Below are 23,261 nucleotides of genomic sequence, written 5' to 3' on the forward strand. Positions count from 1 at the left end.
TCAAAATTCCAAATTAAAAACTAAAAACTAAAAACTAAAAGTTTATAAATCATGATCGATAATTACATGATTTGTAGATTCATTGACTAAGGGATTAAGAACTACTTCACCGGCAATTCCTTCTGATTTACGAGGACGAATAGCAGGGCGTGTACGTCTATAACCTGCTCTTTCTGCTTTTTGATGTTCGTAATCAATGAGTTTGCCATAATATGGGTGTTTACTTAAATTCATTGATAGGAAAATATGCTGGCGGATATTACCAAAACCCTTGCGGTTAAAAAATTTCACGGCTGGGGTATTAGTAGGATCTGTATCTACCAACATAAACCGCGCTCCATCTTCAATCATTCTAGCAACGACTTTATCAACTAATGTATCTGCTACACCTCGACGTTGAAATTTGGGATTTACACCTAACCACAAAATGTAACCGTAATTCCAAGATGCTTTAGCAATAATAGTTCCCAAAATAAATCCCGAAAGTTCACCTTCTGTTTCCGCAACTAGGCAATATTCTGGATCTGTGTTGTAAAGTCCAATTACTTCCCATTCATCCCAGGTGCGGTATAGGTAAGGATATAACTCGCTCGTAAATAGTTCTTCACCTAGGTGATAAACAGGAGCGATATCATCAATTCCTAATTCCCGGACATAAATAGCATCAGTTTCATCAAAGGTTTTCATAATTGCTATAAATATCAAATTGATATTTCTTGAATGTTTTCAAAATTTGGTAAACAATTTGTAAGTATTTCTGTTTTATTATCTTTTTGACGTTCACATCTGACAGCATACTGGCAAAATTCACAAGCTTTTTTAGATTCGGCTATTTGGGGAAATGGCTGATTTTGTTGATATTTTTGTAACCACTCATTTAAATGAGTTAATAGTTGATTTAAATCTTGTTCTGTTTGTTGATGTTGTTGATAATTATAGTCGAATTTAATATTTTGTGGTTTTCCTTGAGCTTGGACAAACCAGTAAGTCATAGATATATTTTCGGGTAAATATTCGCTTGTTTCTGCCAGAACATAGAGATAAAGACGTGTTTGCCAATTTTTAGCTAAAGAGGTTTTATTGGGTGGTTTTCGATAGGTTTTCCAGTCAAGTATTTGTGCTTGCTGATGATCTGCAATTAATAAATCATAAATTACTGTCAGTAAAAAATCTTGAATTTGTAAAGTACGATAATGTTCACTTTCCCGAAAAGTTTGGTTATTTGTGTCAGGTTTGAGAATTTCAGGTGCAACTTTAGCAAAAGCAGTCATCCAATTTTGCAGTTGAACATCTGTTTGCAGAAAACTATTAATTGGTAAACCCATTTCTTGCTGCTGCATGAGCAGGTGAAAGCGACTACCTAAAGTTTGATACTCTTCATGTTGGGGATCTGCGGGAGTGGTGAGTTGTTCTAAATAGGTATGCTGAAATTTGCGGGGACAAGCTGCAAGTAAGTTGAGATGTCCTTGGGAAAGTCGCAATAGTTGGGTAGAAGTTGATAGCATTCTTCTATAGCAGGGGACAGGGGACAGGTGACAGGTGACAGGTGACAGAGTTGAAAGTCTGTTTGTGTCTAGGTTTTATCATTAGTTCATGTCCTAACCACCTGGGCGGTTGCTATATTACTGACATAGTTGGAAAAAAATAAAAGGTAAAAGAATGAATTTTGCATTTTTTTTTCATCCCTCTACCTTTCTTTGTATACTTGATGCTTATTTCATGTTAGCCCGTGCATCTCTGACTGCGCCCAAGAAAAATAATACGGTGATGGGAATACTTAAAGCCAGGATAATTGCGGTGGTTTGGACACCTAAATCTGGTTGTCCATAACTGAGTTCAAATACAGAACCTACCGCTGCGATCGCACTTACACAAGCACCGCCTAAAAACAAACCGCTTTTTGGAGTTAAATACACGAATCTGTCACCCTATGCTACTGGTTTCACTGCTTGATACGAGAAGCCATTTTTAGATAGCTCCTGGGCTAAAGTCAAGGAATTTTCTACTCTGTCTACAAACACCACACCGTTGAGGTGATCCATTTCGTGTAGAATGCAGCGTCCGAGTAAGTCATCAGCTTTTAATGTCTGGGGACGGCCATATTCGTCTTTATAGGCAATTTCTACCACTTGGGGGCGTTTGACATCTAGATAAACTTTGGGAATGCTCAGACAGCCTTCTTGAGCAACGCAGAGTTCACTGCTTACTTGTTTAATGACGGGGTTAATTAATACAAGTGGAGGATGCTCCGGTTTGCCTGGTTCACAATCGATGACAATGAGTTGTTTATTAATTCCAACTTGGGGCGCAGCTAAACCAATGCCATCCTCACTGTACATAGTTTGCAGCATTTCGCGCACCAGTTGACGGAGTTCGTCATCTATTTTGGTGACACGCTTTGCGGGTTGACGCAAAACGCGATCGCCTAAATAGTGAAGTCGCAAAGGTGGATTTTTTAACTTTTTCTTCTCTACAGCAATGTCAGAGGGCATGATTGTTGATGGCTTGATGATAAATGTCTTACTAATTCAATTCTATCGTCAGTTGGGAGGTGACAGAGAACAGACTATAGAAAACAGTTGACAGAAAACACTAATAATTTTAGTTTGTACCCATTACCAATCAGCAATGACTATTTCTAATGTTTAAGTTTTTCACAAAACTAGACTACCTGCTCAAAGAAACTTTCCTGGGATTGCTGCGGGGAGGATGGATGAATTGGGCGGCTGTTAGTACGGTGACAGTATTATTATTTCTATTTGGCTTAAGTTTGCAAACTTCTTGGCAAGTCGAAAAACTCCTCAACCAGTTTGGTAGTCAGTTGGAATTATCGGTTTATCTGGAGTCGGGAATTCAAGCTGTAAATATTGAACCTCTGGTGGCGAAAATACCGACAGTGGTGGGGGTGCAAGTGATTACCAAAGAACAAGCTTGGATCAAGTTAGTTAAAGAACTGGGTATTGCTGATATTGACGGTGCTACTCAGCAGCTAGGGGATAATCCGCTAGTTGATGAAATGAAAGTAAAAGCTTTAAATCCCCAAGTTGTACCTTCTTTAGCGACAGAGTTAGCGAAGTTGCAGGGAGTGGATGTGGTGCAGTACGTAGATGAAGCTGTAAAACGCATTGCTCAGTTGCACCAAGGTCTAAACTGGATTACTTTAACAATTACGATTATTCTGACTTTAACAGCGATCGCAGTGACAACCACCACTATTCGTCTAATTGTCATGGCACGACGACGGGAAATTGAAATCATGCAATTGGTGGGAGCTACTTCTGCTTGGATTTACCTACCATTTATTTTACAAGGAATTTCTTTTGGTTTGCTAGGTGGTGCGATCGCTTGGAGTTTCATTTCTCTAACTCAACAATTCCTCAACCGCTTACTAGCCAATCAACCTGAGTTTATCCAATTTATTAGCCACGGTGTACAACTCACAACAGCGCAAACTTTACTCTTACCTCTGATTCTTTTAGGCTTTGGTGCCATCGTCGGATTAATGGGTAGCTTATTCGCTGTTCACCGTTTTGCGAAATAATAGTAAGAATTCAGGAGTCAGTAGGGGCGTATTGCAATACGTCCGTACAAGAGTCAGGAGTCAGAATACTTATGAAATGAAGAATAGAGAGAAGCAAAATTTTATCAAAATCATTAAATTTGACTCGAAAAGTCTTTATTCTCATGACTTGGAGTATTCTCTATCCTAAATACTTACAAATAATAAACAATAAAAACATGACTAAACAATGGGAATGCTTATTGCAAAATCTGGGTGAATGGCAAGGTTCATTTACTCGTTATTCACCGCAAGGTAAACTTTTAGAAGATATCAAAAGTGTAGTTTCTATAGAAGGCTTGAACAATAATCAAACAGTCCGTCAAACGATTCGCCAAGGAAACACTGAACAAGTTTTAGAATATAATTCTCTAGCTAGAAGTGTACTATTTTTTGAAAATGGGGCATTTTCTCAAGGTTCCATGCAGCTAGGACCATTTTCTGAATTTGGTGCAGAACTAGGTTTAATTTATGAAAATCGTCGCTTACGTCTAGTGGAATTGTTTGATAAAAATGGAAAAATAGAAAGTCTCACCTTGATTCGTGAGCATTTAGCTGGTACGGAAGCAATAGAAAATCCACCTTTGCAAGTAGACGAATTATTGGGAGAATGGCTGGGTGAAGCTGTTACCATCTACCCGGATTGGCGTTCTCCCACTACCTTCTATACAACCTTAAAACTAGAACTTGATACTACTGGTAAATTAATTCAAAATACACATTTTGGCGAATATAATATTACCTCTACTGCTACTATCAAAGATGCAATTATCCTCTTTGATCAAAATCCCCAAAAGCAGGTGCAAGTATTACTTTTACCTAATGGTGCTTCCGCAACTTTTCCTTTACAAGCACAGTTACGTCAACCTTTATTTTTAGAAGTTGGTTGGTTAATTACACCAACGTTACGCCAACGTTTAATCCGCAACTATGATGATAAAGGTGCATGGATTAGCCTCACCTTGGTAACAGAAAATCGCGTTACTTCTCATTGAGAATTTAACTGATTCAGGGCGTTTAAGTCCCCTGCTTTTCTAAGTTTTTCTGCGTAATACCAATTTTATGTGAGGCTGTACAGAATCCTGAAATCCATAGATTGATCCATCTTTATCTGTGTTTATCTGCGTCCATCTGCGGTCGATTCTTCTTGATATTTTATTCTATGCAGCTTCATATTAATTTGGTATAAGTCATATTTTGAAGTTTCAATGGTTTAAGTCTCTTAAGGTGGGCATTGCCCACCCTACATATATTTCCAAAATCAAATATTATTAAAATCTCACCGCGTCGTCCTTGATGATCAGCATTTAACCCGACAGGATATTACTTCAAGGAACAGGGAAGTTGTAAAGCCTGCTGGAGTAATATCTCATATTCTTTATTACTGACTATATAAGCACCAAATCTAGCCAAATGGGGATTCATCATTTGTGCATCAAACAACATAAAATTCCTTTGGCGCAATCTTTCTACCAATTTAACCATCGCTACTTTAGAACCTTCAGGAATGTTGTAGAACATCGATTCACCAATAAAAAGGCCACCAATAACAATCCCTAAAATTCCTCCTGCTAGTTTATCACCTTGCCAAGTTTCAAAACTATAAGCATAACCAGTCTGGTAAAGTAGCCAATAAATCTTTTGTAATTCTGGGGAAATCCAAGTGGTTTCGCGGTTAGCACACCCAGCTACCACCCCTAGAAAGTCACGGTTAACTGCGACTGTGAACCTCTCTTGGTTGAGAACACGCTGCAATGACTTGGGGTAGCGAAAGTTCTCATTTAGGGGAATCAACGTTCGTTCTTTACTTCCATACCATCCTAAATTATCACTCTCATCAGCCATGAGAAAATAACCTTGAGCATAACCTCGAATAATCGCAGCGACATCATATTGCATAGTTCAACAAATCAGCACAAAAAGTTACAGAAAACCATAAATTGCTGCAATCAGCCTGTTTTTGCGGTTTTCTGAGATTAACCTGGACAACAAAATCTATTTAATATATACAAAGATGACTGAGCCAATTCCAGCTATTACCCTACCACCATCTGAAAATCCTCATCTAGAAGGCGAATGGTTACAACAACGACTACTAGGGTGGTTAGATGCAGAATTTATTCCAGAAGTAGTAAATCAGAATATTGCCCAGCGTGCAGCACAAATTTTTGTGCGACAAAGAATGGAAGGAGAAAATGACTTGGGATCTCTGGTAATTGCCATTGTCACAGAGATGCAGTTATTTGATTTCTCTAAAAGCTTCTATGGAGAGTTTGCGATCGCCAACGCCGTTAGCGATCTACTCTTAGAAAGTCTGGGAATTGATCGTTGTTGCGGTCAGTAAATGATTTGTTGAAGAAGACACTCTTACACTCTTACACCCCATGTCTAAAGCCAGGGGATTCCAGCAAGGAATGTCTTTTTTCTTCTCCACGACTCGAGTCGGGGGCTTGAAACCATTTGCATCGAACGCCCGACACAGGCGACTCTCCGCGTCTCCGCGTCTCCCACTCTCCGCGTCCTCTTCGGTCATTGGTCATTGGTCATTGGTCGTTGGTCATTGGTTGATAGTAAATGACTAAGGACTAATGACTACTGACCACTGACTACCAGCTAGATTTAACAACACCAGGTAAAAGACCTTCGTGCGCCCATTCGCGCAGTACGTTCCGAGATAGTCCAAAATCCCGGTATACTCCTCTAGGACGACCTGTTACCCAGCAACGATTACGACGACGGTTAGGCGCACTGTTACGGGGTAGTTGTTGAATTTTGCGGTGGATTTCCAGCTTATCTAGGGGAGATTCTGCACTTTTGAACTCGTCTAGTAGTGCTTCCCGCTTGTCAGCATACTGTTCCACCAACTTAGCGCGTTTTTTCTCGCGCTCAATCATGCTCTTCTTTGCCATGAATTCCCTAATCTAATTAAAGACACCATTCCGATACAAAAAAGCTAACTAATGCTAATAATAACCAGCTTTTTTTTCCTGCTTCGTCCTAGAAGTGTCGGCACTGTCTAGTCCACAGGCTTCAAGATTGGGTGTATCTCACCCTACTATTAAGTATTTAGGCTTGGTTATCACCTAAAATACCAATTAATAATAGCATTTTTTCTCTGTCCTGTCTGCCGACAGGCAGGCGACAAGCTCTTTAGGGATTAAAGTCTCAAGTTTTTCTGTCAATGAGTGGTCAGTGAGGCTGTCGAACTGTAGACATAAATCTTGAGTAAATGTGAGCATATGTTAGCTTTTATTAGTAAAAAACTAACTAGCTGTTAACCCCATCATACAATGCCCATCACCATTATAGGGAAATTGGCCAGGAGAAGTTCAGAAGTGCAGAATCAAGAACTGATACAGCAGAATTCAGGCTGATTGATTTAGGGCTTATTTTACTTCAGTTACCCGCCAGCTTAATTTCAGGTTCACCCAAAAATTCCAAATAGTTGCAACTGCGATCGCTATAAAGTTAGCAATGTAGCGATTAGGAATCAGGAAATTAAACACCATATTCAACACGACTACATTTAATACTAACCCAGCCAAGCAAATCACATTAAACTTCAAAAACCGTTTTAATCTTAGCTTCCAACCTTTTTGCTGCATGGATACATCGGCAAATGTCCAAGCATCATTCCAGAGAAAATTATTGAAAATAGCAATTTCCCCAGCGAAGATTTTACTGCGTGTAAGAGGCCAAGCTAAAGTTGTTGGGTCACTAAGTAAATAGAGTATTACCATATCGACAAATACTCCACTTAGTCCCACTGCACCAAAGCGCAGGAATCGCTTCACAGGGAAATTCACTTTTCTGCGAATTTTTCCTAAGCGTCCAGTAGATACACGTAAGCGTATTAAATGATGAATATAATCTACGTATTGCTTAGATGTTACTTTGCTTTCGCCTTCTGTCCGTTCACGGAATACATAACCCGCTTCAGCAATTTCCCTGACGTTTCCTCGTCCAATGACTTCCAGAAGAATTTTATAGCCGACGGGATTTAGTGTATTATTAGCGATCGCACTCCGTCGGACCATAAAATAACCACTCATGGGGTCAGAAACTCTTCCCAGTACTCCTGGTAAGATAATCAATCCCAACACCTGCGCCCCACGAGATAAAAAGCGCCTAATCACACTCCAACTACTAACACCACCACCATCTACGTGACGACTAGCTAAGGCTAAATCTGCCCCATCTATCATTTTCTGCAAGAGTTGTGTCAGCACCTCTGGTGGATGCTGCAAATCTCCATCAATCACACCCAAAAAACTCCCTGTAGCCGCTTGCCATCCACGAATTACAGCAGAAGATAGCCCTCGTTCATCTTCACGTCGCATTACCCGCAACTGCGGATACTCTGGCATCAGAGATTGCGCTACTTCCCAAGTTAAATCTGGGCTATCATCATCTACTACAATTAGTTCATAATTACCAGGTATAGCTTCATCTAGTAATCGGCTCAAGATACTGACCACCTTCTGGATATTATCACGCTCTTTATACGTGGGAATCACCAAAGATAGAAGTACAGGATTGTCTCTAACCGCGTCATTAGGTGGATATTCAGGAATCTTTAATGCCCCAGAGGGAACGGTTAACAGAGAGTTCGATGAGTTTGCATTCATAAAGTCAGTAAATTGGAAATTGCGGGATCGCCTGTATAAAGTTTAGCTATTTATACAGTAATATCGCCAAAATTGGTATATATAATATAGGAATCCGGTTTGATTCCTGTTCGCGGTAGCGTGCCGTAGGCATATTTACTCGTAGAGGCAGGGAACTCTTAACAGGGAACTCTTAACAGAAAAGAAGGAATATAAGAGTAAATGATTTGTTGAAGAAGACACTCTTACACTCTTACACCCCATGTCTAAAGCCAGGGGATTCCAGCAAGGAATGTCTTTTTTCTTCTCCACGACTCGAGTCGGGGGCTTGAAACCATTTGCATCGAACGCCCGACACAGGCGACTCTCCGCGTCTCCGCGTCTCCCACTCTCCGCGTCCTCTTCGGTCATTGGTCATTGGTCATTGGTCGTTGGTCATTGGTTGATAGTAAATGACTAAGGACTAATGACTACTGACCACTGACTACCAGCTAGATTTAACAACACCAGGTAAAAGACCTTCGTGCGCCCATTCGCGCAGTACGTTCCGAGATAGTCCAAAATCCCGGTATACTCCTCTAGGACGACCTGTTACCCAGCAACGATTACGACGACGGTTAGGCGCACTGTTACGGGGTAGTTGTTGAATTTTGCGGTGGATTTCCAGCTTATCTAGGGGAGATTCTGCACTTTTGAACTCGTCATACTAAATATTTTAGCTGAAATATACTAGTCAAAACATTACTCCCATTATCTGATCACCAGTGATTATTCTGCTGTTAAGTATTGGAAAAGTTTTACTGCATCATCGTTTTGGATAATTGATCTCAACTTTATATTTCAATTGTCCTTCCCAAGCCAAAACCCAAAGTAAACTTTTGAGTAGCGATGTCTACGCTCCTAAAACTATCAGCCAATAGGCATATATAGCAGGGGACAGGTGACAGGTGACAGGTGACAGAGTTGAAAGTCTGTTTGTGTCTACGTTTTATCATTAGTTCATGTCCTAACTACCTTGGCTACGGCTATAAATAAAAAATCATCAAACCCGCAGTAATGGAAATAATTAAAAGTCCATTCCATAGAACAAAATAGTAAAATTAATAGATTATGATTAAACTTAAATAGTAAATGTTTGACAAGACTGAACCATAATCAAAAGGTTGGTCAATAATATAACATTACAAGTTTAAATTTTTAATTTATTGCCACAATTAAATCAATACCTGTGCGATTTTTTTGTAGCTTGGGTTGAGCGTAGCAAAACCCAACGCATTTGTTGGGTTATGGCTGATGCCTCCGGCGAGCGCAGAGATACGCCACGCTCCGCGAACGTGCCTCAACCCAACCTACGAATCAAGGCTTTTTGAATTTGGCAAAGGTATTGTTAAATAAGTAGTTTATGTTTGATGAACTGTGCTTACTATAACTATTGATGAAATTCTTGTTCGGGCTTTGATGGGGTATAATATATTTCCCTCTGAAGGAGTACTATTGCTAAAACAGACTGACCCAGAAGCGATCGCAGCTATTCGAGCTACTGCTGACAAACTCCGTCAAACCCAAGTAGGTGACACAGTTACCTACGTGATTAACCGGAATATTAACTTTACCAACATTTGTGAGCAGCATTGTAGTTTTTGTGCGTTCCGTCGGGATGAGGGTGATACTGATGCTTATTGGTTAAATTGGGCGCAGATTCTCGAAAAATCTACAGATGCGATGCGTCGGGGAGCTACAGAAATATGTATGCAAGGAGGATTACACCCACAAGCGCAAATCAACGGTAAATCTTTGCCTTATTACCTCAAGTTAGTAGAAACTATTAAGGGAGAGTTTCCTCATTTGCATTTACACGCATTTTCTCCCCAAGAAGTGCAGTTTATCGCCAGATTGGATGGAATTTCCTATGCAGAGGTAATTACAGCTTTGCGTGATGCTGGTGTCGGTTCTATGCCAGGAACAGCCGCAGAGGTGTTAGATGATGAGGTACGCAGGGTACTATGTCCAGAAAAAATTGATACGGCTACTTGGTTAGAAATAGTCAGTATGGCGCATAAATTAGGTGTAAATACGACTAGTACCATGTTATCTGGGCATATTGAAACCCCAGAACAGCAAATTGGACATTTAGAAAAATTGCGATCGCTCCAACAAAATGCTATTGAGCAAGAATACCCTGCTAAAATTACGGAATTTATTGTCTTACCATTCGTTGGCCAAGAAGCGCCCAAATCCTTACGTCGTCGTGTGGGAAGAGATCAACCAGTTTTAGCTGATGCACTGTTATTAACTGCTGTAGCGCGAATTTATTTAGGAAATTGCATACCTAACCATCAACCGAGTTGGGTCAAATTGGGTTTAGGTGGTGCGACAGAAGCTTTAAATTGGGGCTGTAACGATATCGGTGGCACATTGATGGAAGAACACATTACCACAATGGCAGGGGCTGTAGGTGGTACTTGTATGGAAGTGGAAACCTTGCAAAGTGCGATAGCATCCCTAGAAAGACCTTATCAACAACGGGACACCTTGTATCGGAAAATAGGTGAGGGGGAAGAAGAGGACGCGGTGACGCGGTGACGCGGTGATGGGGAAGAAGAAAACGTGGAGAGATTGTTCCCGTGTCCCTCTTTCCCCGTGTCTTCTTTCCCCGTGTCCCTGTGTCTCCGCGTCCCCGTGTCTTCTTTCCCCGTGTCCCCGTGTCTCCGCGTCCCCGTGTCTTCTTCAATGATCCCAATCCAAGATAGGATGGACGTTGATTTACATATTGTTTTACTTAATGCATATGAAGCGTTATTGGTCGCGTCTGCTTGCACTGGTTTTGGTTGTCACCATTGGTTTAATGGGCTGTTCTGGTAGTCCAGATAGTTTAACAGGGGATTATCGTCAAGATACCTTGGCAGTAGTTAATACCTTGAGACAAGCCATAGATTTATTACCAGATTCCCCAAATAAAGCAGAACTTCAAGCAGAAGCACGTCAAAAAATTAATGACTTTTCTGCTCGTTATCAGCGAGCTAATTCTGTCTCCACTCTTAGCTCTTTTACAACCATGCGAACAGCCCTCAACGCCTTAGCTGGCCACTACAGTTCTTACCCAAATCGTCCTATCCCTCAAAAGCTCAAAACTCGCCTAGTGAAGGAGTTTGATCTCGTAGAAACAGCACTTAAGCGTGGTAGCTAACCATCAGCTATTTTATTTATCTTATTGTCAAGAGCCAAAAATTCAAAGTTCCAAATTTTGACTTTGCATTTTTGACTCCTGTACGGGCGTATTGCAATACGCCCCTTCTGACTCCTGATTCCTGATTCCTGAATTCTGCTGTATGTCTAATTGTTTATTGAACTTTACAAGACCAATATTATTTTGGCGCAGTTTGTTCGCTGTTCTTGTTAGTAGTAGTGTGTTGCTTTCTAACTTTGGCAACCAAACAGCAAAAGCGCAAGTAGTACTTCAGTCTTGTCAGCTATCACCAAAAGCAACCCAAGAAAAAGAAAAGCTACGTTTATCAGCACTCAAAGGTAATCGAGATAGCCAAAATAGCTACCAAAAGCTCATAAAACAACACGCAAAAGAATTACAAAATTGTCGCAGTCGTAATTGGCCGCAAACCCAAGCCATATGGTTGCGTTTATATCCCTGCGACACACAGCCGGGAGCAATTGATCAAGTTATGGATCGGATTGTTAGCCGTGGCTATAACCAAGTTTATTTAGAAGCATTTTATGATGGACAAGTACTATTGCCAGCAGCCGCTAATCCCACAGTTTGGCCTGCTGTAGTTCGCACCCGTGGAACAGAAAAAATTGATTTACTAGCAGCAGGGATTAAAAAAGGTCAAGAACGGGGTTTGAAGGTTTATGCTTGGATGTTTACCGTCAATTTTGGTTATACTTACGGACAGATTCCCAGTAGACAAGAAGCGATCGCTCGTAATGGTAAAGGACAAAACAGTTTAGCTGTTGTAGATAACGCCTCTCAAGTATTTATCGACCCCTATAACCTCCAAGCAAAAACCGATTACTACCGCATGGTACAAGAAGTCCTGCGTCGTCGGCCAGATGGCTTGTTATTGGACTATGTACGTTATCCTCGACAAGCCGGAAGTAACTCTATTGCTACTAAAGTTTCCGATTTGTGGTTATTTACGCCCGCAACCCAAGAAGCCTTTTTCCGTAGAGCTTTAAACTCCAAAGGGTTAGAATTAATGCGGCGCTTTTTAACTAAGGGATATGTCACCACAGGAGACATCAATCAAGTTGATAAACTTTATCCCCAAGAAGGTGAACCTCTTTGGGAAGGACGCAATCCCCCAACAGCCGAAAAGTCGCTTTTATCACCAACTAACAGACAACAACTTTTACAATTAGAGCTATGGCAGTTGGCTGTAGCCCATGCAATGCAAGGTATCCTAGATTTTGTCGCCTTAGCTAGTTCTCCAGCACAGCAGCAACGCATACCCGCTGGGGCGGTGTTTTTTCCAGAAGGTAATCAAGCTATAGGACAAGGTTATGATTCCCGTTTGCAACCTTGGGATCGTTTTCCTGCTTCTCTAGAATGGCATCCTATGGCTTATGCAAATTGTGGTAATAATAATGCGAGTTGTATTGCCGAGCAAGTGCAACGGGTTTTGAATATGGCACAACCTGGTACACAGATAATTCCAGCTTTAGCTGGTAAATGGGGAGAATCAATTAGTAATCGTCCACCTCTAGAAGTGCAGATGGCAGCTTTACGCCAATTTGCCCCTCAAATTAAGGGAGTCAGCCATTTTGCTTATTCTTGGCAATATCCTGAACAGGATGGCGATCGCAAATTTTGCCGTCTTCCATAACTACCAATCACCCAATTGCGTACCTAGAAAGTAACGTACATGATCAACAAATGTCAGACCCCATTTTCTGTTTCCATGTCCTAATCCTGGAACTACATAACAATCACCATCAGGGAAACATCTAGCGCAAGCTTGGGCATTTTTTACATTAACAATCGGGTCATTTGCACCTACTAAAAATCTCACCCTACGGGGTGATTTCACTTGCTCAACATAAGTCATGGGGTTGCAGATTTGAGCATATTTATCAGGGTATTTTAAATCTTTCGCTAATTTGAGCATCTGCACCACAGGTTTTATTTGTGGTTGCATTTTTCCTAAAATAATTTCTGCTAAATTTCCCAAAGGTGAAGCTGCTAAATCTGGCAAAATTGAACGACCCCAACTATTAGCAAAAGTTTGGAGATTCGCATGACCAATTGTACCTAATAACCTTTCTCCAATTCCATGAGCAGTAAAAGCATAGGAACTAAATAAAACACCCATACTCACCCCAAACAAACCCAAACGATTACTAATACCGTATTTTTCCTGGCAAAATTGATGGATGCTGGTAATATCTACCGCAGTTTGCTGAAATATTTTTGATAAAAGTTCCGTATCAAATGGAATACCTCTGTCAACTAAAGGCTTAATTTCATTTTCCACTATCGCCGTAAATGTTCTAACCAAACTGCGTTCACCCGCAAATGGAGCATCAAATAAAGCCACTGCAATGCCCATCTGTGTCAATGTCGGGACAATAAAATTATTCCAGCGATAGGGCGCACACATTCCTTGTAAACCAATTACTAACGGTGTATCCTGAACAGGTCGATGACTGGGAAGAAACACAGCAACGGGAAAACCGCTTAATCTTTCATCAATATCACCTACACCAGTGCAAGAAAATGGTTCATGAAACCAATAGCGATCGCCCTTCACACCCTCAAAATTAATCGTATCAGCACCGTAAATAGGCATATTTAGCTTATATCAACACCAATCAGCTTACGTCATCTCCATCCAATTATCACCCGCACGCACATCAACCAGCAACGGTACAGTTAAAGAAACAGCATTTTCCATCACCGACTTAATTTGTAGTTGCAATTCTTCCCACTCGTGAGGAGGAACTTCAAAAACTAATTCATCATGCACTTGTAACAACAACCGTGCTTGATAATTCTTTAAAACCTCATGTAATTGCACCATAGCAATTTTGATAATATCCGCACTAGAACCTTGAATTGGTGCATTTGCAGCCGAACGCAATAACCCCGCATCATAAGCACCTAAGTTTTTCAATTTGCTCAAATCAATATCTTCTATATTCCGATTTTTTAAATCGCGTAAAGTATTACTAGTAAAATCAAAATAACGCCGTCTACCCAGAATTGTTTCTACATAACCGTGAGCAATCGCTTGTTTTTTCACTCCCTCTAAATATTTAAATACTTGAGGATATCGTTCATTAAATCGCTTAATAAATTCATTTGCATTAGCTTTATCTATACCCGTTGAACGCGCAAATTTGAGAGAACCCATCCCATAAATTACGCCAAAATTAATTGTCTTCGCAAAACGGCGTTCTTCTGATGTTATTTCTTCTTTTTCAAAGACTAATTTTGCTGTGACAGTGTGAATATCTTCATTTTGCTGATATGCTTTTAGTAATATCGGTTCTTGACTCAAATGAGCTAGAATTCTTAATTCAATTTGTGAATAATCAGCAGCTACCATTAACCAACCTGATTCGGGTAAAAACGCTTTTCTAATTTGTCTGCTAAAAGCGGTACGAATCGGGATATTTTGCAAATTTGGATTAGAAGAAGATAACCTCCCCGTTGAAGTTGCAGCTTGGTTAAAATCTGTATGTAAGCGTTGACTTTTTGGATGTACTAATACTGGTAAAGCATCCACATAGGTGGATTTTAATTTTGATAAAGTCCGATATTCCTGAATCGCATCAACAAAACCACTTTCATCAACTTCTTGGAGTTTTTCTAAAGTTGCTGCGTCTGTAGAATACCCAGTTTGAATCTTCCGAGAATATTTAGTACTTAATCCCAACTTCTCAAATAAAATGTGGCTCATTTGTTTAGGAGAACCTAAATTAAATTTTTCTCCAGCAATTTCAGTTGCTGTTATTTCTAATTTTGCTAATTCTGTTTCTAACTGCTGGGAAAGTTCTTGGAGATAATCTGAATTAATTCTTACTCCTGTATATTCCATTTCCGCTAAAACTGGTTCTAGTGGTTGTTCAACCTCTTTTAAAAGTTTAGATAAAGCCGGAGTTTTTTCTAGTTCTTCTCGCAATTTTGGGACTAACCCAAATGTAGAATAAGCATCCATTCCGCAATAATCAGCGACAGCAGGAATATCTATATCAGCAATGGTTTTACCTTTCGGAACTAAATCAACATAACTTGTTGCTATTAATCCTAAATATCGCTGTGCTAAATCACTTAAATTATGGCTACTATCTGGATTTATCAAGTAACTTGCCAGCATGGTATCAAACACCACTCCTGTCAAATTAATTCCCTGACACTTGAAAATTAAGCGATCAAATTTAGCATTTTGTAAAGATTTAGGATAATCAGCACTTTCTAAAATTGGACGCAATGCTTCTAATACTAAATCTTGACTTAAACTATATCCATATTTATGATTCAAAGGGATATAAGCTACTTCATTTGCTTCTTTTCCCCAACAGCAACCAATTCCTACTAAATCCGCATCTCTAGGTTCTAATGCGGTGGTTTCTGTATCCCAAGCAACGGGTATTTCAGGATTAGTGAATGTTTTTAATAGTTCCACTAATTGAGTTAATTTAGCTTCTGTATTAATGATGTTGGGTTGAATTGGGGAAGCAGCTTGTTTTTTTGCTTCTGTTGTATCAGCAGCACTAAAAAACCACAAATCATGATCTTCATCAATATCTTTTATTTCAGGTTTATCCGCTTTGGGAGTTGATGCAACTTGTCCACCAAATTTAAATTGGAGTTCGTTGATTTTATCTAGAAAATTATTAAATTCTAACTTCTCTAAAATTGGGCTGAGAACGGTGCTATCAAATCCTGTTAATTTACAATCTTCTAAATCAACTTCTATAGGAACATCAACAATTATTTGCGCTAAGTAACGAGAATGAAAAGCATTTTCTTTGCCATTGATCAATTTTTCCTTAGTCGTACCTTGAATTTCGTTTAATGAATCATAAACATTATCAAGGGAATTATAAGTATTAAGCAGTTTTACAGATGTCTTTTCACCAATTCCTTTTACCCCAGGAATATTATCTGATTTGTCACCACAAAGAGCTTTGAAATCAACAATTTGTGTAGGTAATATGCCTAATTTTTCTTGAACTTGTTCTGCTCTAAATTCAGTAATACTATTTGTAGAACGTTTTAATGCTTCTGGACTAAAATTTAAAACAGTAATTCCCTTATCAGCATCTATCAATTGAAATAAATCTTTATCCCCTGATAAAATTTTCACCCGATACCCAGCAGCAGCAGCTTTTTGTGCCAGAGTTCCCAAAACATCATCCGCTTCATAACCTGGAGCAGTTAAAATTGGTAAATTAAAACCATTTAGCAACTCCTGTAAGTTTGCTAAGTCGGGAATGAAATCTTCTGGTGTTTCAGCACGTCCTGCTTTATAAGTGTTATCCGCTTCATGGCGGAAAGTTGGCAACTTTAAATCAAACGCTACCGCAATCGCTTGCGGCTGTTGTGTTGTTATTACTTCCAGCAAACACTTAAGAAAGCCAAAACATACGCTAGTAGGAATACCAGCTTTTGTACGTAGTCCTCCGTTTTTACCTTTAGCAAAAGCAAAGTAGGAACGAAAAGCCAAGGAATGTCCATCTACGAGAATAAACGTAGGATTATTTGTAATTGCAGAGTGAGAAGTCAAATTGTTAACGGAATTTAGAGACATAAGTCTATTATAGCTAGTATTTTTCCTTGCGTACATACTACCTACGTATAAGAAAGCAAGTTTTCTCAGCTTTTTAACCTTTTTTTGACTGGATAGTTATTTTCACCTTGCAGTAATTTGTGAATCTACTCATTTAGACAGGGAACAAGGAAGAAAGAAGGTAGATGTATATCTATCTTATTAGACATCTGGTGAAAAAGATTGTAGAGCCGAGAATCCCTACCCATGCAACATCTCTACAAGGGTTCTGGATCATGCATATTTAATTTCTGGAGATGTCTATTTGAGCAGTTGGAACTCTGAGTCTTGTAATTTCCACAAATCAAAAATGCTTGCGGTGGTATTTTCACTTACGTAAATAATACTTACGTAAAATATCATCGATGAAATATTGAACTGGAATCATCATCAAAACTTTAAATTTAATTGAGTACATTTACGAAAGCGCTAATCAGTGTTTTAGAGCTATAAATTGGTTAGTATTCAAAAGTATTTCAACACAGCATCTATCTATGAACTCTAAATTTATCAGCACTTTAGCAGCAGCTACTACCTTAGCAGGAATTGTTGCCACCGCAGGAACTGCAAATGCCGCTTCCCTCACCTATACTACTTCTTCGGGTGGTTTTGAATATACAGATATTAAGAAAACACTCAGCATTCAAAAGTTTGATTCCGCATTGGGTATTCTCAAATCAGTACAGTTAAATTTTACTGGTGACATCAGTGGAAATGCAGGTTTTGAAAACCGTAGCAGTAATGCTTCTACAGTCACAGTCAACCTCGGTGCGCTAATAAATTTAACCAAAGAAGGGTTAAACCTAAATCCTCCATTACCCATCACTCCCAGCAGCACCTATTCTTACAACGTTGCTACATATGATGGCACAACAGATTTTACTGGCGAATCTGGCAGAAAAATTGACAACTTAACTGCCACAGAATTTATCTCTAAGATGTTCACAGATAACTCCTCGTTGGATATATTCACTGGTGTTGGAAATCTAGACTTCTTGTTCTCCGCTATAGCTAAATCGACAGTCACAGGCTCAGGTAATATTAGTTCCTATGTAGAAACCTTAGCGAAAGCGAATCTGAGTGTGACATATAACTACGATACTCCCAATTCGACTAAAGTACCTGAACCCTCCACTTTACTGGGATTTGGTTTAGTTGCTGGTTTTGGTCTGCTATCACAACGCAAAAAAAGCCTATTTCAAATCTCAAAGTAATAGGGTTATACAATAGGTGGTTGTTCCACCCCAGTCATCAACTTTAGGTTTGAATAGTCAATTTTGTAAGTATTTAATTTATAGCAGGAGTCAGGAGTAAAACCCTCTTGTAGTGGGAGTTTCATTATCAATTGATGTCCTAACCACCCTGTCCACGGCTTTAATTTAGTTATCCTTTTTTATCGTGTCTACAAGATGCGATAAATTATTGTTTTTAGGCAAAATATTTTCTTTACCCTGAATACTCCCCATTGTCTACCAGAGATTGTTAATCTCTTACTAGCACTTCAATCTGGGGAATTTATGCACAAAGCATCCGCTACTGATTTACCATCAACTAGCAATCTAGCTCAAGTTGAAAAAGATATTAAACTACTAGTATTAGATATAGATGGTACAATTGCTGGTCACGACAACCAAGTCAGTGAAACTGTCAAACAAGCGATCGCCAAAGTCCAAGCAAAAGGCATTCAAGTAGCCATAGCCACAGGTAGAATGTATTGTTCAGCTTTGCGGTTTCATCAAGACATTAAATCTACTTTACCACTTGTAGCCTATCAAGGAGCTTGGATTCAAGACCCAAAAAACCAAAAAATTCATCGTCATTTAGCTGTTCCTAGAGAAATTACTCAGCAATTACTAGATTACTTTGAACAGCCGCAATTGCGTTCTTTACTTTCTGTCCATTTTTATATTAATGACCAACTCTATGTGCGGGAAATCACCACAGAGACTGAACTTTATGCAGAACGTTGTGGTGTCACTCCCATTCCCGTCGGTGATTTGCGTCAAGTTTTGAGTGATCAACCCACCAAAGTTTTAGCTTTGTGCGACGATGCTAATTTAATTCAAGAACTCTTGGGTAATTTACGTCTTCAATACACACCCGCAGAACTGTATATGACAACATCCGTTGCTACTTTTTTAGAAGCAGCCAATCCATTTGTTAATAAAGGAACTGCTGTGCGCTACCTCGCAGAAGAACTGCTGGGATTAGAAAGAGACAATGTGATGACTATTGGCGATAATTTCAATGATGTAGAAATGCTAGAATATGCAGGTATTGGTGTGGCTATGGGTAGCGCTCCAGAAGCAGTGCAAGCGATCGCTAATTGGGTAGCTCCTCATGTAGAAGCAGATGGAGCCGCTGTAGCCATAGAGAAATTTCTACTTTAGAAATCAAAAAAGACACCGACGACTGGCCGTGTTTCGTCTCGGTGTCTTTTATGGTTCGCTCCTCACACACTTGCTACTATAACCGAGGAGATTTATTGCGTCAATATCTGTAATCAAAATTTTTATTTTCTATTAGTCGAATTGACCAAGTTTATAGCTCTAGAGGTGCAAAAACCCCCAATTTTGTCTCCAACACAGACCTTAACACCAACTGAGTAGCTATTAATAATCCCAGTCTAGCTTGGGCTAATTCCCTGGAATTAATTTTTACTTCACCCCAAATACGGCAATTACGCCAAAAGTTATCAAAAGCTTGGCTCAATTTTAGCCCTGTTTTTCCCCAGTTAACTGAACTACGAGCATCAGGATATACTAAATCGTCTACCACTTTTACCAGCTGGTGAATGAGACGAACTTCATCTGGTTGATGGAGACGCAATTTTTGATCATCATCAAGCCACGGTATAGATTGGGCGGACTGAAAATACCCAACATTCAGACTATTATCTACAAGTTCAATCAATCCCTCTCGGTGAGCTAATCGTAATAACGAACAGCACCGTGCATGGCTATATTGAATAGGAAATACTAATTTATCAGTATTTATGATACTATCGGCATTTTTAATACTTTTTAATTCAGTATTTACAACTGTAATACTGTGAAGCCAATCTGCTAGAGTAAGATGAGTAAGCTCTATATAAATGCAACCAGGGGGAACTATTTTAACTCTGAAAATTTCGCCACATTCTGCCGATAAATGAGCAGCAATTTCGCAAGCAATTTCCATAGCTTTTGAATTATCTGGTGTTGATAGCCGCAGAGCTAGACTGGAAATATACAAAACCTCTTCAATATCTCCACCTTGGTATAGAGGAATTTTTCCATCATCTATGCACAGAGTCTTCCCACGATTAGTATAATCACTTAGAAAATTCATGAAATGGATATAGACTAAATGTTTAATTGATGTATACTTCTTAAAAAGTAGCCGTTGATGCACGTAGATCTTTGGGAAACTTTTGTGGATACGACTATTTTATCCTGTTCCATCCACCTTTAGATAGAAGTTAACTCTAGGTAAAGAAAAATGAGAGTAGGATAAAATTTCATGAATAATCGATGAATCATGAGTAAACTTTACTACCTTCATTGTACAGTAAGAAGTATAACAGAAGAGTAGAGGGCAATATTTGCTTTCTACACTTTAGACGGCTGACGCTACTAGGCGTTAAGCCAACCCTGTTAACACAAAGACACTCCTTGCACCTTTTTATTACGTCTTTGTCTTCAGCCTAACGCTCTTTGTTACCTATGCAATCTCAATCTTCCTTTTCCGAAGCATCACGGCCTTTCTTAACTTGGCAACGCATTCTTGATTGGGCCCAAGAACACTACCGCTGCCGCACCTTCAGCAAAGATGAGCGCATTCCTGCTAGACCGGGATTGCTCTATTTAGTCCAAAGGGGTGCAATCCGCATGGTAGGAACAGCCCAAGTCAGTGCGACTGCTAGTCAACTAACATCTCGACGCATCAACAGAACCCCAGAAGAAGCCTTTTTGGGTTTTGTGGGAGCAGGACAACCATTTGAAATCGTTGCTCAATCGCCCTTTACACTCCAATCTTATGCCCACGTTGACCAAACTGCGGTGTTATGGATGTATTGGCATGATTTAGACAACTGGCCTCACTTCCGCCGTGAAGTAATGGATGCGTTTAGATATCAACACCAGCGCAAGCTCTTGTGGTTAAGTGCCTTAGGACAACGACGCACAATTGACCGACTCTTAGGATTTCTCACTTTGTTAATTGAGGAATATGGAGAGCCAGCAATGAGCGAAACTGATCCCGATGTAATTCGTGGTTATTGCCTACCCTTCCCCCTCACCCATGCCCAAATAGGGAGCGCGATTGGTTCAACTCGTGTCACAGTTACCCGCTTGATGGGTAAATTGCGTCAACGCGGACTAATCCTTACCCAAGGGGATAATTTGATTTGCTTGCCAGCAGAGTCGATTAACAGAGCCAACTAAAGCACAGTTAGAAGCCACATTCTGAGCAGATAAGTTGGTGTTTGCTATTTTCAAAGCCATAACTAGCAGGAGTCAGCGGATTTTAACAAACCCAGTCTGGGTAATTAGTTCCTGTCCCTGCTCTGTTAAAAGTAAATCGGTGTAAGCAAAATCTGCTTGCTCCTCGTTCTAAATCTTTCTGTTTAACCACCACAAACAGATTTTGGGTAATCGGCAGAAGCGTAATAGATATCACCAAGACTATGAGCCAGCTTTTTAAGGCTTGGGTGGTCGTGGAGGCAAATTCCACTTGGGGACTGAAAGCTTGACCACCCAAAATGTCTTGGACAGACGCTCTTATGCGGAGAAACGGGGACGCGGGGAAAATTAAGAATTTTCTGTTCCCTGTTTACGAATTACGTTGGCGCAGCCTGCTGGAGGCACTATTACGAATTACGAATTACGAATTACGAATTATTTTAACTTGTCTCGGATTGGCTCAAAGTCATAGCCAGTACGGGAGCGATTACCGGGAACAATTTTCACAAGTTGGACTGGGGCATTGCGATCGCCTGATTGTAAAAAGCGAATTGCGCCAGAAGCACCTATTGCTGCAAAATCTGACGAAACTAAAGCTTGTTGAATTCCAGACCGGGTGGGATTAATTTCTAGCGCCGCCATAAAGGCTTTTGTGGCATCATAGGCAAGGGCAGTACGCCAACTTACATCACCACTCCATAACTTGCGAGACTTTTGGGGAAAATCTGACTTAGTTTCACCATCAATATGCCAGGGAACGGCGACTACCATTCCTGTTGCTTGTTCTCTACCAATTTCTAAAGTTTTGAGGCTATAAACATCATCGCCTCCCAGTAAAGTTAAGCGTTTCTGATTTACTTGAACTACTTGTAATGTTTTGTCCAAAGTTTCAGTATTCGCCGCTAACATCAACACTTCTGCTCCTTCTTGAATTGCCCTTTCTACACTTTTAGCTGCACTAAAATTCCCCTGAGATAAATCAACTTCGCTGGATATTTGTCCACCTTCCAAAGCTAGAGAAGAAACAAACTCAGATTTTAAAGATTGGCTATAGTTACTTTGAGAATTGAAGAAAACTACAGCTTTCTTTTTCTGCAAGGTTTTTACCATGTAGTTAGCTAAGGTTCTAGCAGCCATAAAATCACTGGGAACCGTGCGAAGAACATAGGGGCTAAAGTTAGAAAGTTTTACTGAAGTGCTGGTAGGAGAAATAGCGACAAGTTCTCCAGAGGTATAAACAGCACCTGCTGCTAAAGTGGCATCACTTGTATTAGGACCAACTACACCTAATACTTCCGAATTTTTAACTAAGTTAGCAGCGATTTGTTGAGATATTTCTGGATTATCATCGTCGTTAGCTATGCCTACTTTTAAGAGAACGCCTTTAATTCCCCCAGCAATATTAATTTCATTTTGAGCTTGAGCAATACCCCGTAAAATTTCTAAAGCCGCATTGGAGTCAGTACCAATAGGTACAGATGCAACAATGGTATAGCTTCTTTCCAAGCCGATATGGGCATTATTCAGATATATCAGTGCTTCTGGGTCGTTTGGTTTGAGTTTTAGAGAGGTTGTGAAATCGGCAATTGCTTTGTCATAACTTTTATTAGCTGAAGCCTGGATGCCGTCTTTTTTAGCTGAAGATATTTCTCCGGGAGTTAAGGATTTATCGCCAAAACTAATGCGTTCGCTAATTGATTTGTTGCTGATATTTGTTGGATTGGAAGTGGTATTACTACCAACATTAAACCCAGAACTATGAATAAACCACCAAATCCCCCCACCAGCTAACCCTGTTGTTAATAGTAGAGATAAGACTAAAATTTTAATTTCGTTTTTGTTTGACATAATTGATTTTTAATAGGGT

General features: G+C 39.8%; 21 protein-coding genes and 2 pseudogenes. 9 read left to right on the top strand and 14 right to left on the bottom strand.

The features are described from left to right. Nucleotides 1-42 precede the first annotated feature (42 nt). The 4 genes from A9Y75_RS05710 to def form a co-directional block, all read right to left on the bottom strand. Nucleotides 43-687, bottom strand: coding sequence for a GNAT family N-acetyltransferase (locus A9Y75_RS05710; protein WP_071188551.1), 645 nt, complete (start codon nucleotides 685-687; stop codon nucleotides 43-45). Nucleotides 688-701: 14 nt separating this feature from the next. Further along, nucleotides 702-1,505, bottom strand: a complete 804-nt coding sequence (locus tag A9Y75_RS05715; RefSeq protein WP_071188552.1) for a PD-(D/E)XK nuclease family protein — start codon at nucleotides 1,503-1,505, stop codon at nucleotides 702-704. A 207-nt stretch (nucleotides 1,506-1,712) separates the two neighbouring features. Next, a complete protein-coding gene (locus A9Y75_RS05720; protein WP_071188553.1) occupies nucleotides 1,713-1,916 on the bottom strand; it encodes a hypothetical protein in 204 nt (67 codons plus the stop codon). Nucleotides 1,917-1,928: 12 nt separating this feature from the next. Then, on the bottom strand, nucleotides 1,929-2,492 hold the full coding sequence (def, locus tag A9Y75_RS05725; protein WP_071188554.1) for a peptide deformylase: 564 nt from the start codon (nucleotides 2,490-2,492) through the stop codon (nucleotides 1,929-1,931). Nucleotides 2,493-2,641: 149 nt separating this feature from the next. Here def and A9Y75_RS05730 point away from each other — a divergent pair, with 149 nt between their 5' ends. Together A9Y75_RS05730 and A9Y75_RS05735 are read left to right on the top strand one after the other, a co-directional pair. Next, nucleotides 2,642-3,541 (top strand): ABC transporter permease, encoded by a 900-nt coding sequence (locus A9Y75_RS05730; protein WP_071188555.1) that lies wholly within the window; start codon nucleotides 2,642-2,644, stop codon nucleotides 3,539-3,541. A gap of 197 nt (nucleotides 3,542-3,738) precedes the next feature. Continuing rightward, a complete protein-coding gene (locus A9Y75_RS05735; protein WP_071188839.1) occupies nucleotides 3,739-4,554 on the top strand; it encodes a DUF3598 family protein in 816 nt (271 codons plus the stop codon). Between the two features lie 328 nt (nucleotides 4,555-4,882). Here the strand turns inward: A9Y75_RS05735 and aat are convergent, their stop codons facing one another. Continuing rightward, entirely contained in the window at nucleotides 4,883-5,458 is a 576-nt protein-coding gene (aat, locus tag A9Y75_RS05740; protein ID WP_071188556.1) for a leucyl/phenylalanyl-tRNA--protein transferase, read from the bottom strand. Between the two features lie 115 nt (nucleotides 5,459-5,573). On the opposite strand from aat, the gene A9Y75_RS05745 reads away from it, so the two are divergent. After that, nucleotides 5,574-5,903, top strand: a complete 330-nt coding sequence (locus A9Y75_RS05745; RefSeq protein ID WP_071188557.1) for a hypothetical protein — start codon at nucleotides 5,574-5,576, stop codon at nucleotides 5,901-5,903. A gap of 262 nt (nucleotides 5,904-6,165) precedes the next feature. Here the strand turns inward: A9Y75_RS05745 and rpsN (A9Y75_RS05750) are convergent, their stop codons facing one another. The 4 genes and pseudogenes from rpsN (A9Y75_RS05750) to A9Y75_RS28285 all read right to left on the bottom strand — a co-directional run bounded on the left by rpsN (A9Y75_RS05750) (nucleotide 6,166) and on the right by A9Y75_RS28285 (nucleotide 9,161). Further along, on the bottom strand, nucleotides 6,166-6,468 hold the full coding sequence (gene rpsN, locus A9Y75_RS05750) for a 30S ribosomal protein S14 (protein ID WP_071188558.1): 303 nt from the start codon (nucleotides 6,466-6,468) through the stop codon (nucleotides 6,166-6,168). 477 nt (nucleotides 6,469-6,945) lie between these two features. Then, entirely contained in the window at nucleotides 6,946-8,187 is a 1,242-nt protein-coding gene (locus tag A9Y75_RS05755; RefSeq protein ID WP_071188559.1) for a glycosyltransferase, read from the bottom strand. A gap of 463 nt (nucleotides 8,188-8,650) precedes the next feature. Further along, nucleotides 8,651-8,869, bottom strand: a pseudogene (gene rpsN, locus A9Y75_RS26215) (30S ribosomal protein S14); the annotation flags it as partial. A gap of 130 nt (nucleotides 8,870-8,999) precedes the next feature. Further along, the gene (locus tag A9Y75_RS28285; protein ID WP_177176114.1) at nucleotides 9,000-9,161 is read right to left on the bottom strand and encodes a hypothetical protein; all 162 of its coding nucleotides are present in this window, start codon (nucleotides 9,159-9,161) and stop codon (nucleotides 9,000-9,002) included. Between the two features lie 421 nt (nucleotides 9,162-9,582). On the opposite strand from A9Y75_RS28285, the gene cofH reads away from it, so the two are divergent. From cofH to A9Y75_RS05770, 3 genes are all read left to right on the top strand, one after another. Further along, the gene (gene cofH / locus A9Y75_RS05760; RefSeq protein WP_071188560.1) at nucleotides 9,583-10,749 is read left to right on the top strand and encodes a 7,8-didemethyl-8-hydroxy-5-deazariboflavin synthase subunit CofH; all 1,167 of its coding nucleotides are present in this window, start codon (nucleotides 9,583-9,585) and stop codon (nucleotides 10,747-10,749) included. Nucleotides 10,750-10,954: 205 nt separating this feature from the next. Next, a complete protein-coding gene (psb27, locus tag A9Y75_RS05765) occupies nucleotides 10,955-11,353 on the top strand; it encodes a photosystem II protein Psb27 (RefSeq protein WP_071188561.1) in 399 nt (132 codons plus the stop codon). Between the two features lie 142 nt (nucleotides 11,354-11,495). Further along, nucleotides 11,496-13,004: a family 10 glycosylhydrolase gene (locus A9Y75_RS05770; RefSeq protein ID WP_071188562.1), complete on the top strand. Its 1,509-nt coding sequence runs from the start codon at nucleotides 11,496-11,498 to the stop codon at nucleotides 13,002-13,004. Here A9Y75_RS05770 and A9Y75_RS05775 read toward each other — a convergent pair whose 3' ends face one another. Both A9Y75_RS05775 and polA read right to left on the bottom strand, forming a co-directional pair. Then, nucleotides 13,005-13,967, bottom strand: a complete 963-nt coding sequence (locus A9Y75_RS05775) for an alpha/beta hydrolase (protein ID WP_071188563.1) — start codon at nucleotides 13,965-13,967, stop codon at nucleotides 13,005-13,007. 27 nt (nucleotides 13,968-13,994) lie between these two features. Beyond that, the gene (gene polA, locus A9Y75_RS05780; RefSeq protein ID WP_071188564.1) at nucleotides 13,995-16,934 is read right to left on the bottom strand and encodes a DNA polymerase I; all 2,940 of its coding nucleotides are present in this window, start codon (nucleotides 16,932-16,934) and stop codon (nucleotides 13,995-13,997) included. Between the two features lie 512 nt (nucleotides 16,935-17,446). Between polA and A9Y75_RS05785 the strand changes: the two genes are divergently transcribed. Further along, the gene (locus A9Y75_RS05785) at nucleotides 17,447-18,166 is read left to right on the top strand and encodes a PEP-CTERM sorting domain-containing protein (protein ID WP_071188565.1); all 720 of its coding nucleotides are present in this window, start codon (nucleotides 17,447-17,449) and stop codon (nucleotides 18,164-18,166) included. Nucleotides 18,167-18,469: 303 nt separating this feature from the next. Then, entirely contained in the window at nucleotides 18,470-19,342 is an 873-nt protein-coding gene (locus tag A9Y75_RS05790; protein WP_071188566.1) for an HAD family hydrolase, read from the top strand. Nucleotides 19,343-19,493: 151 nt separating this feature from the next. On the opposite strand, the gene A9Y75_RS05795 is transcribed toward A9Y75_RS05790, so the two are convergent. Then, the gene (locus A9Y75_RS05795) at nucleotides 19,494-20,282 is read right to left on the bottom strand and encodes a DALR anticodon-binding domain-containing protein (protein ID WP_071188567.1); all 789 of its coding nucleotides are present in this window, start codon (nucleotides 20,280-20,282) and stop codon (nucleotides 19,494-19,496) included. Between the two features lie 374 nt (nucleotides 20,283-20,656). Here A9Y75_RS05795 and A9Y75_RS05800 point away from each other — a divergent pair, with 374 nt between their 5' ends. After that, a complete protein-coding gene (locus tag A9Y75_RS05800) occupies nucleotides 20,657-21,376 on the top strand; it encodes a Crp/Fnr family transcriptional regulator (protein ID WP_016951115.1) in 720 nt (239 codons plus the stop codon). Between the two features lie 72 nt (nucleotides 21,377-21,448). Here the strand turns inward: A9Y75_RS05800 and A9Y75_RS29375 are convergent. Both A9Y75_RS29375 and A9Y75_RS05810 read right to left on the bottom strand, forming a co-directional pair. Continuing rightward, a pseudogene (locus A9Y75_RS29375) lies at nucleotides 21,449-21,704 on the bottom strand (phosphate ABC transporter substrate-binding protein); the annotation flags it as partial. A 125-nt stretch (nucleotides 21,705-21,829) separates the two neighbouring features. Then, nucleotides 21,830-23,242 carry an ABC transporter substrate-binding protein gene (locus A9Y75_RS05810; RefSeq protein WP_071188569.1) on the bottom strand — a complete coding sequence of 471 codons (1,413 nt, stop codon included), beginning with the start codon at nucleotides 23,240-23,242 and terminating at the stop codon, nucleotides 21,830-21,832. Nucleotides 23,243-23,261 lie beyond the last annotated feature (19 nt).

Origin of the sequence: Trichormus sp. NMC-1, assembly GCF_001858025.1 — a bacterium.
GTDB lineage: Bacteria > Cyanobacteriota > Cyanobacteriia > Cyanobacteriales > Nostocaceae > Anabaena.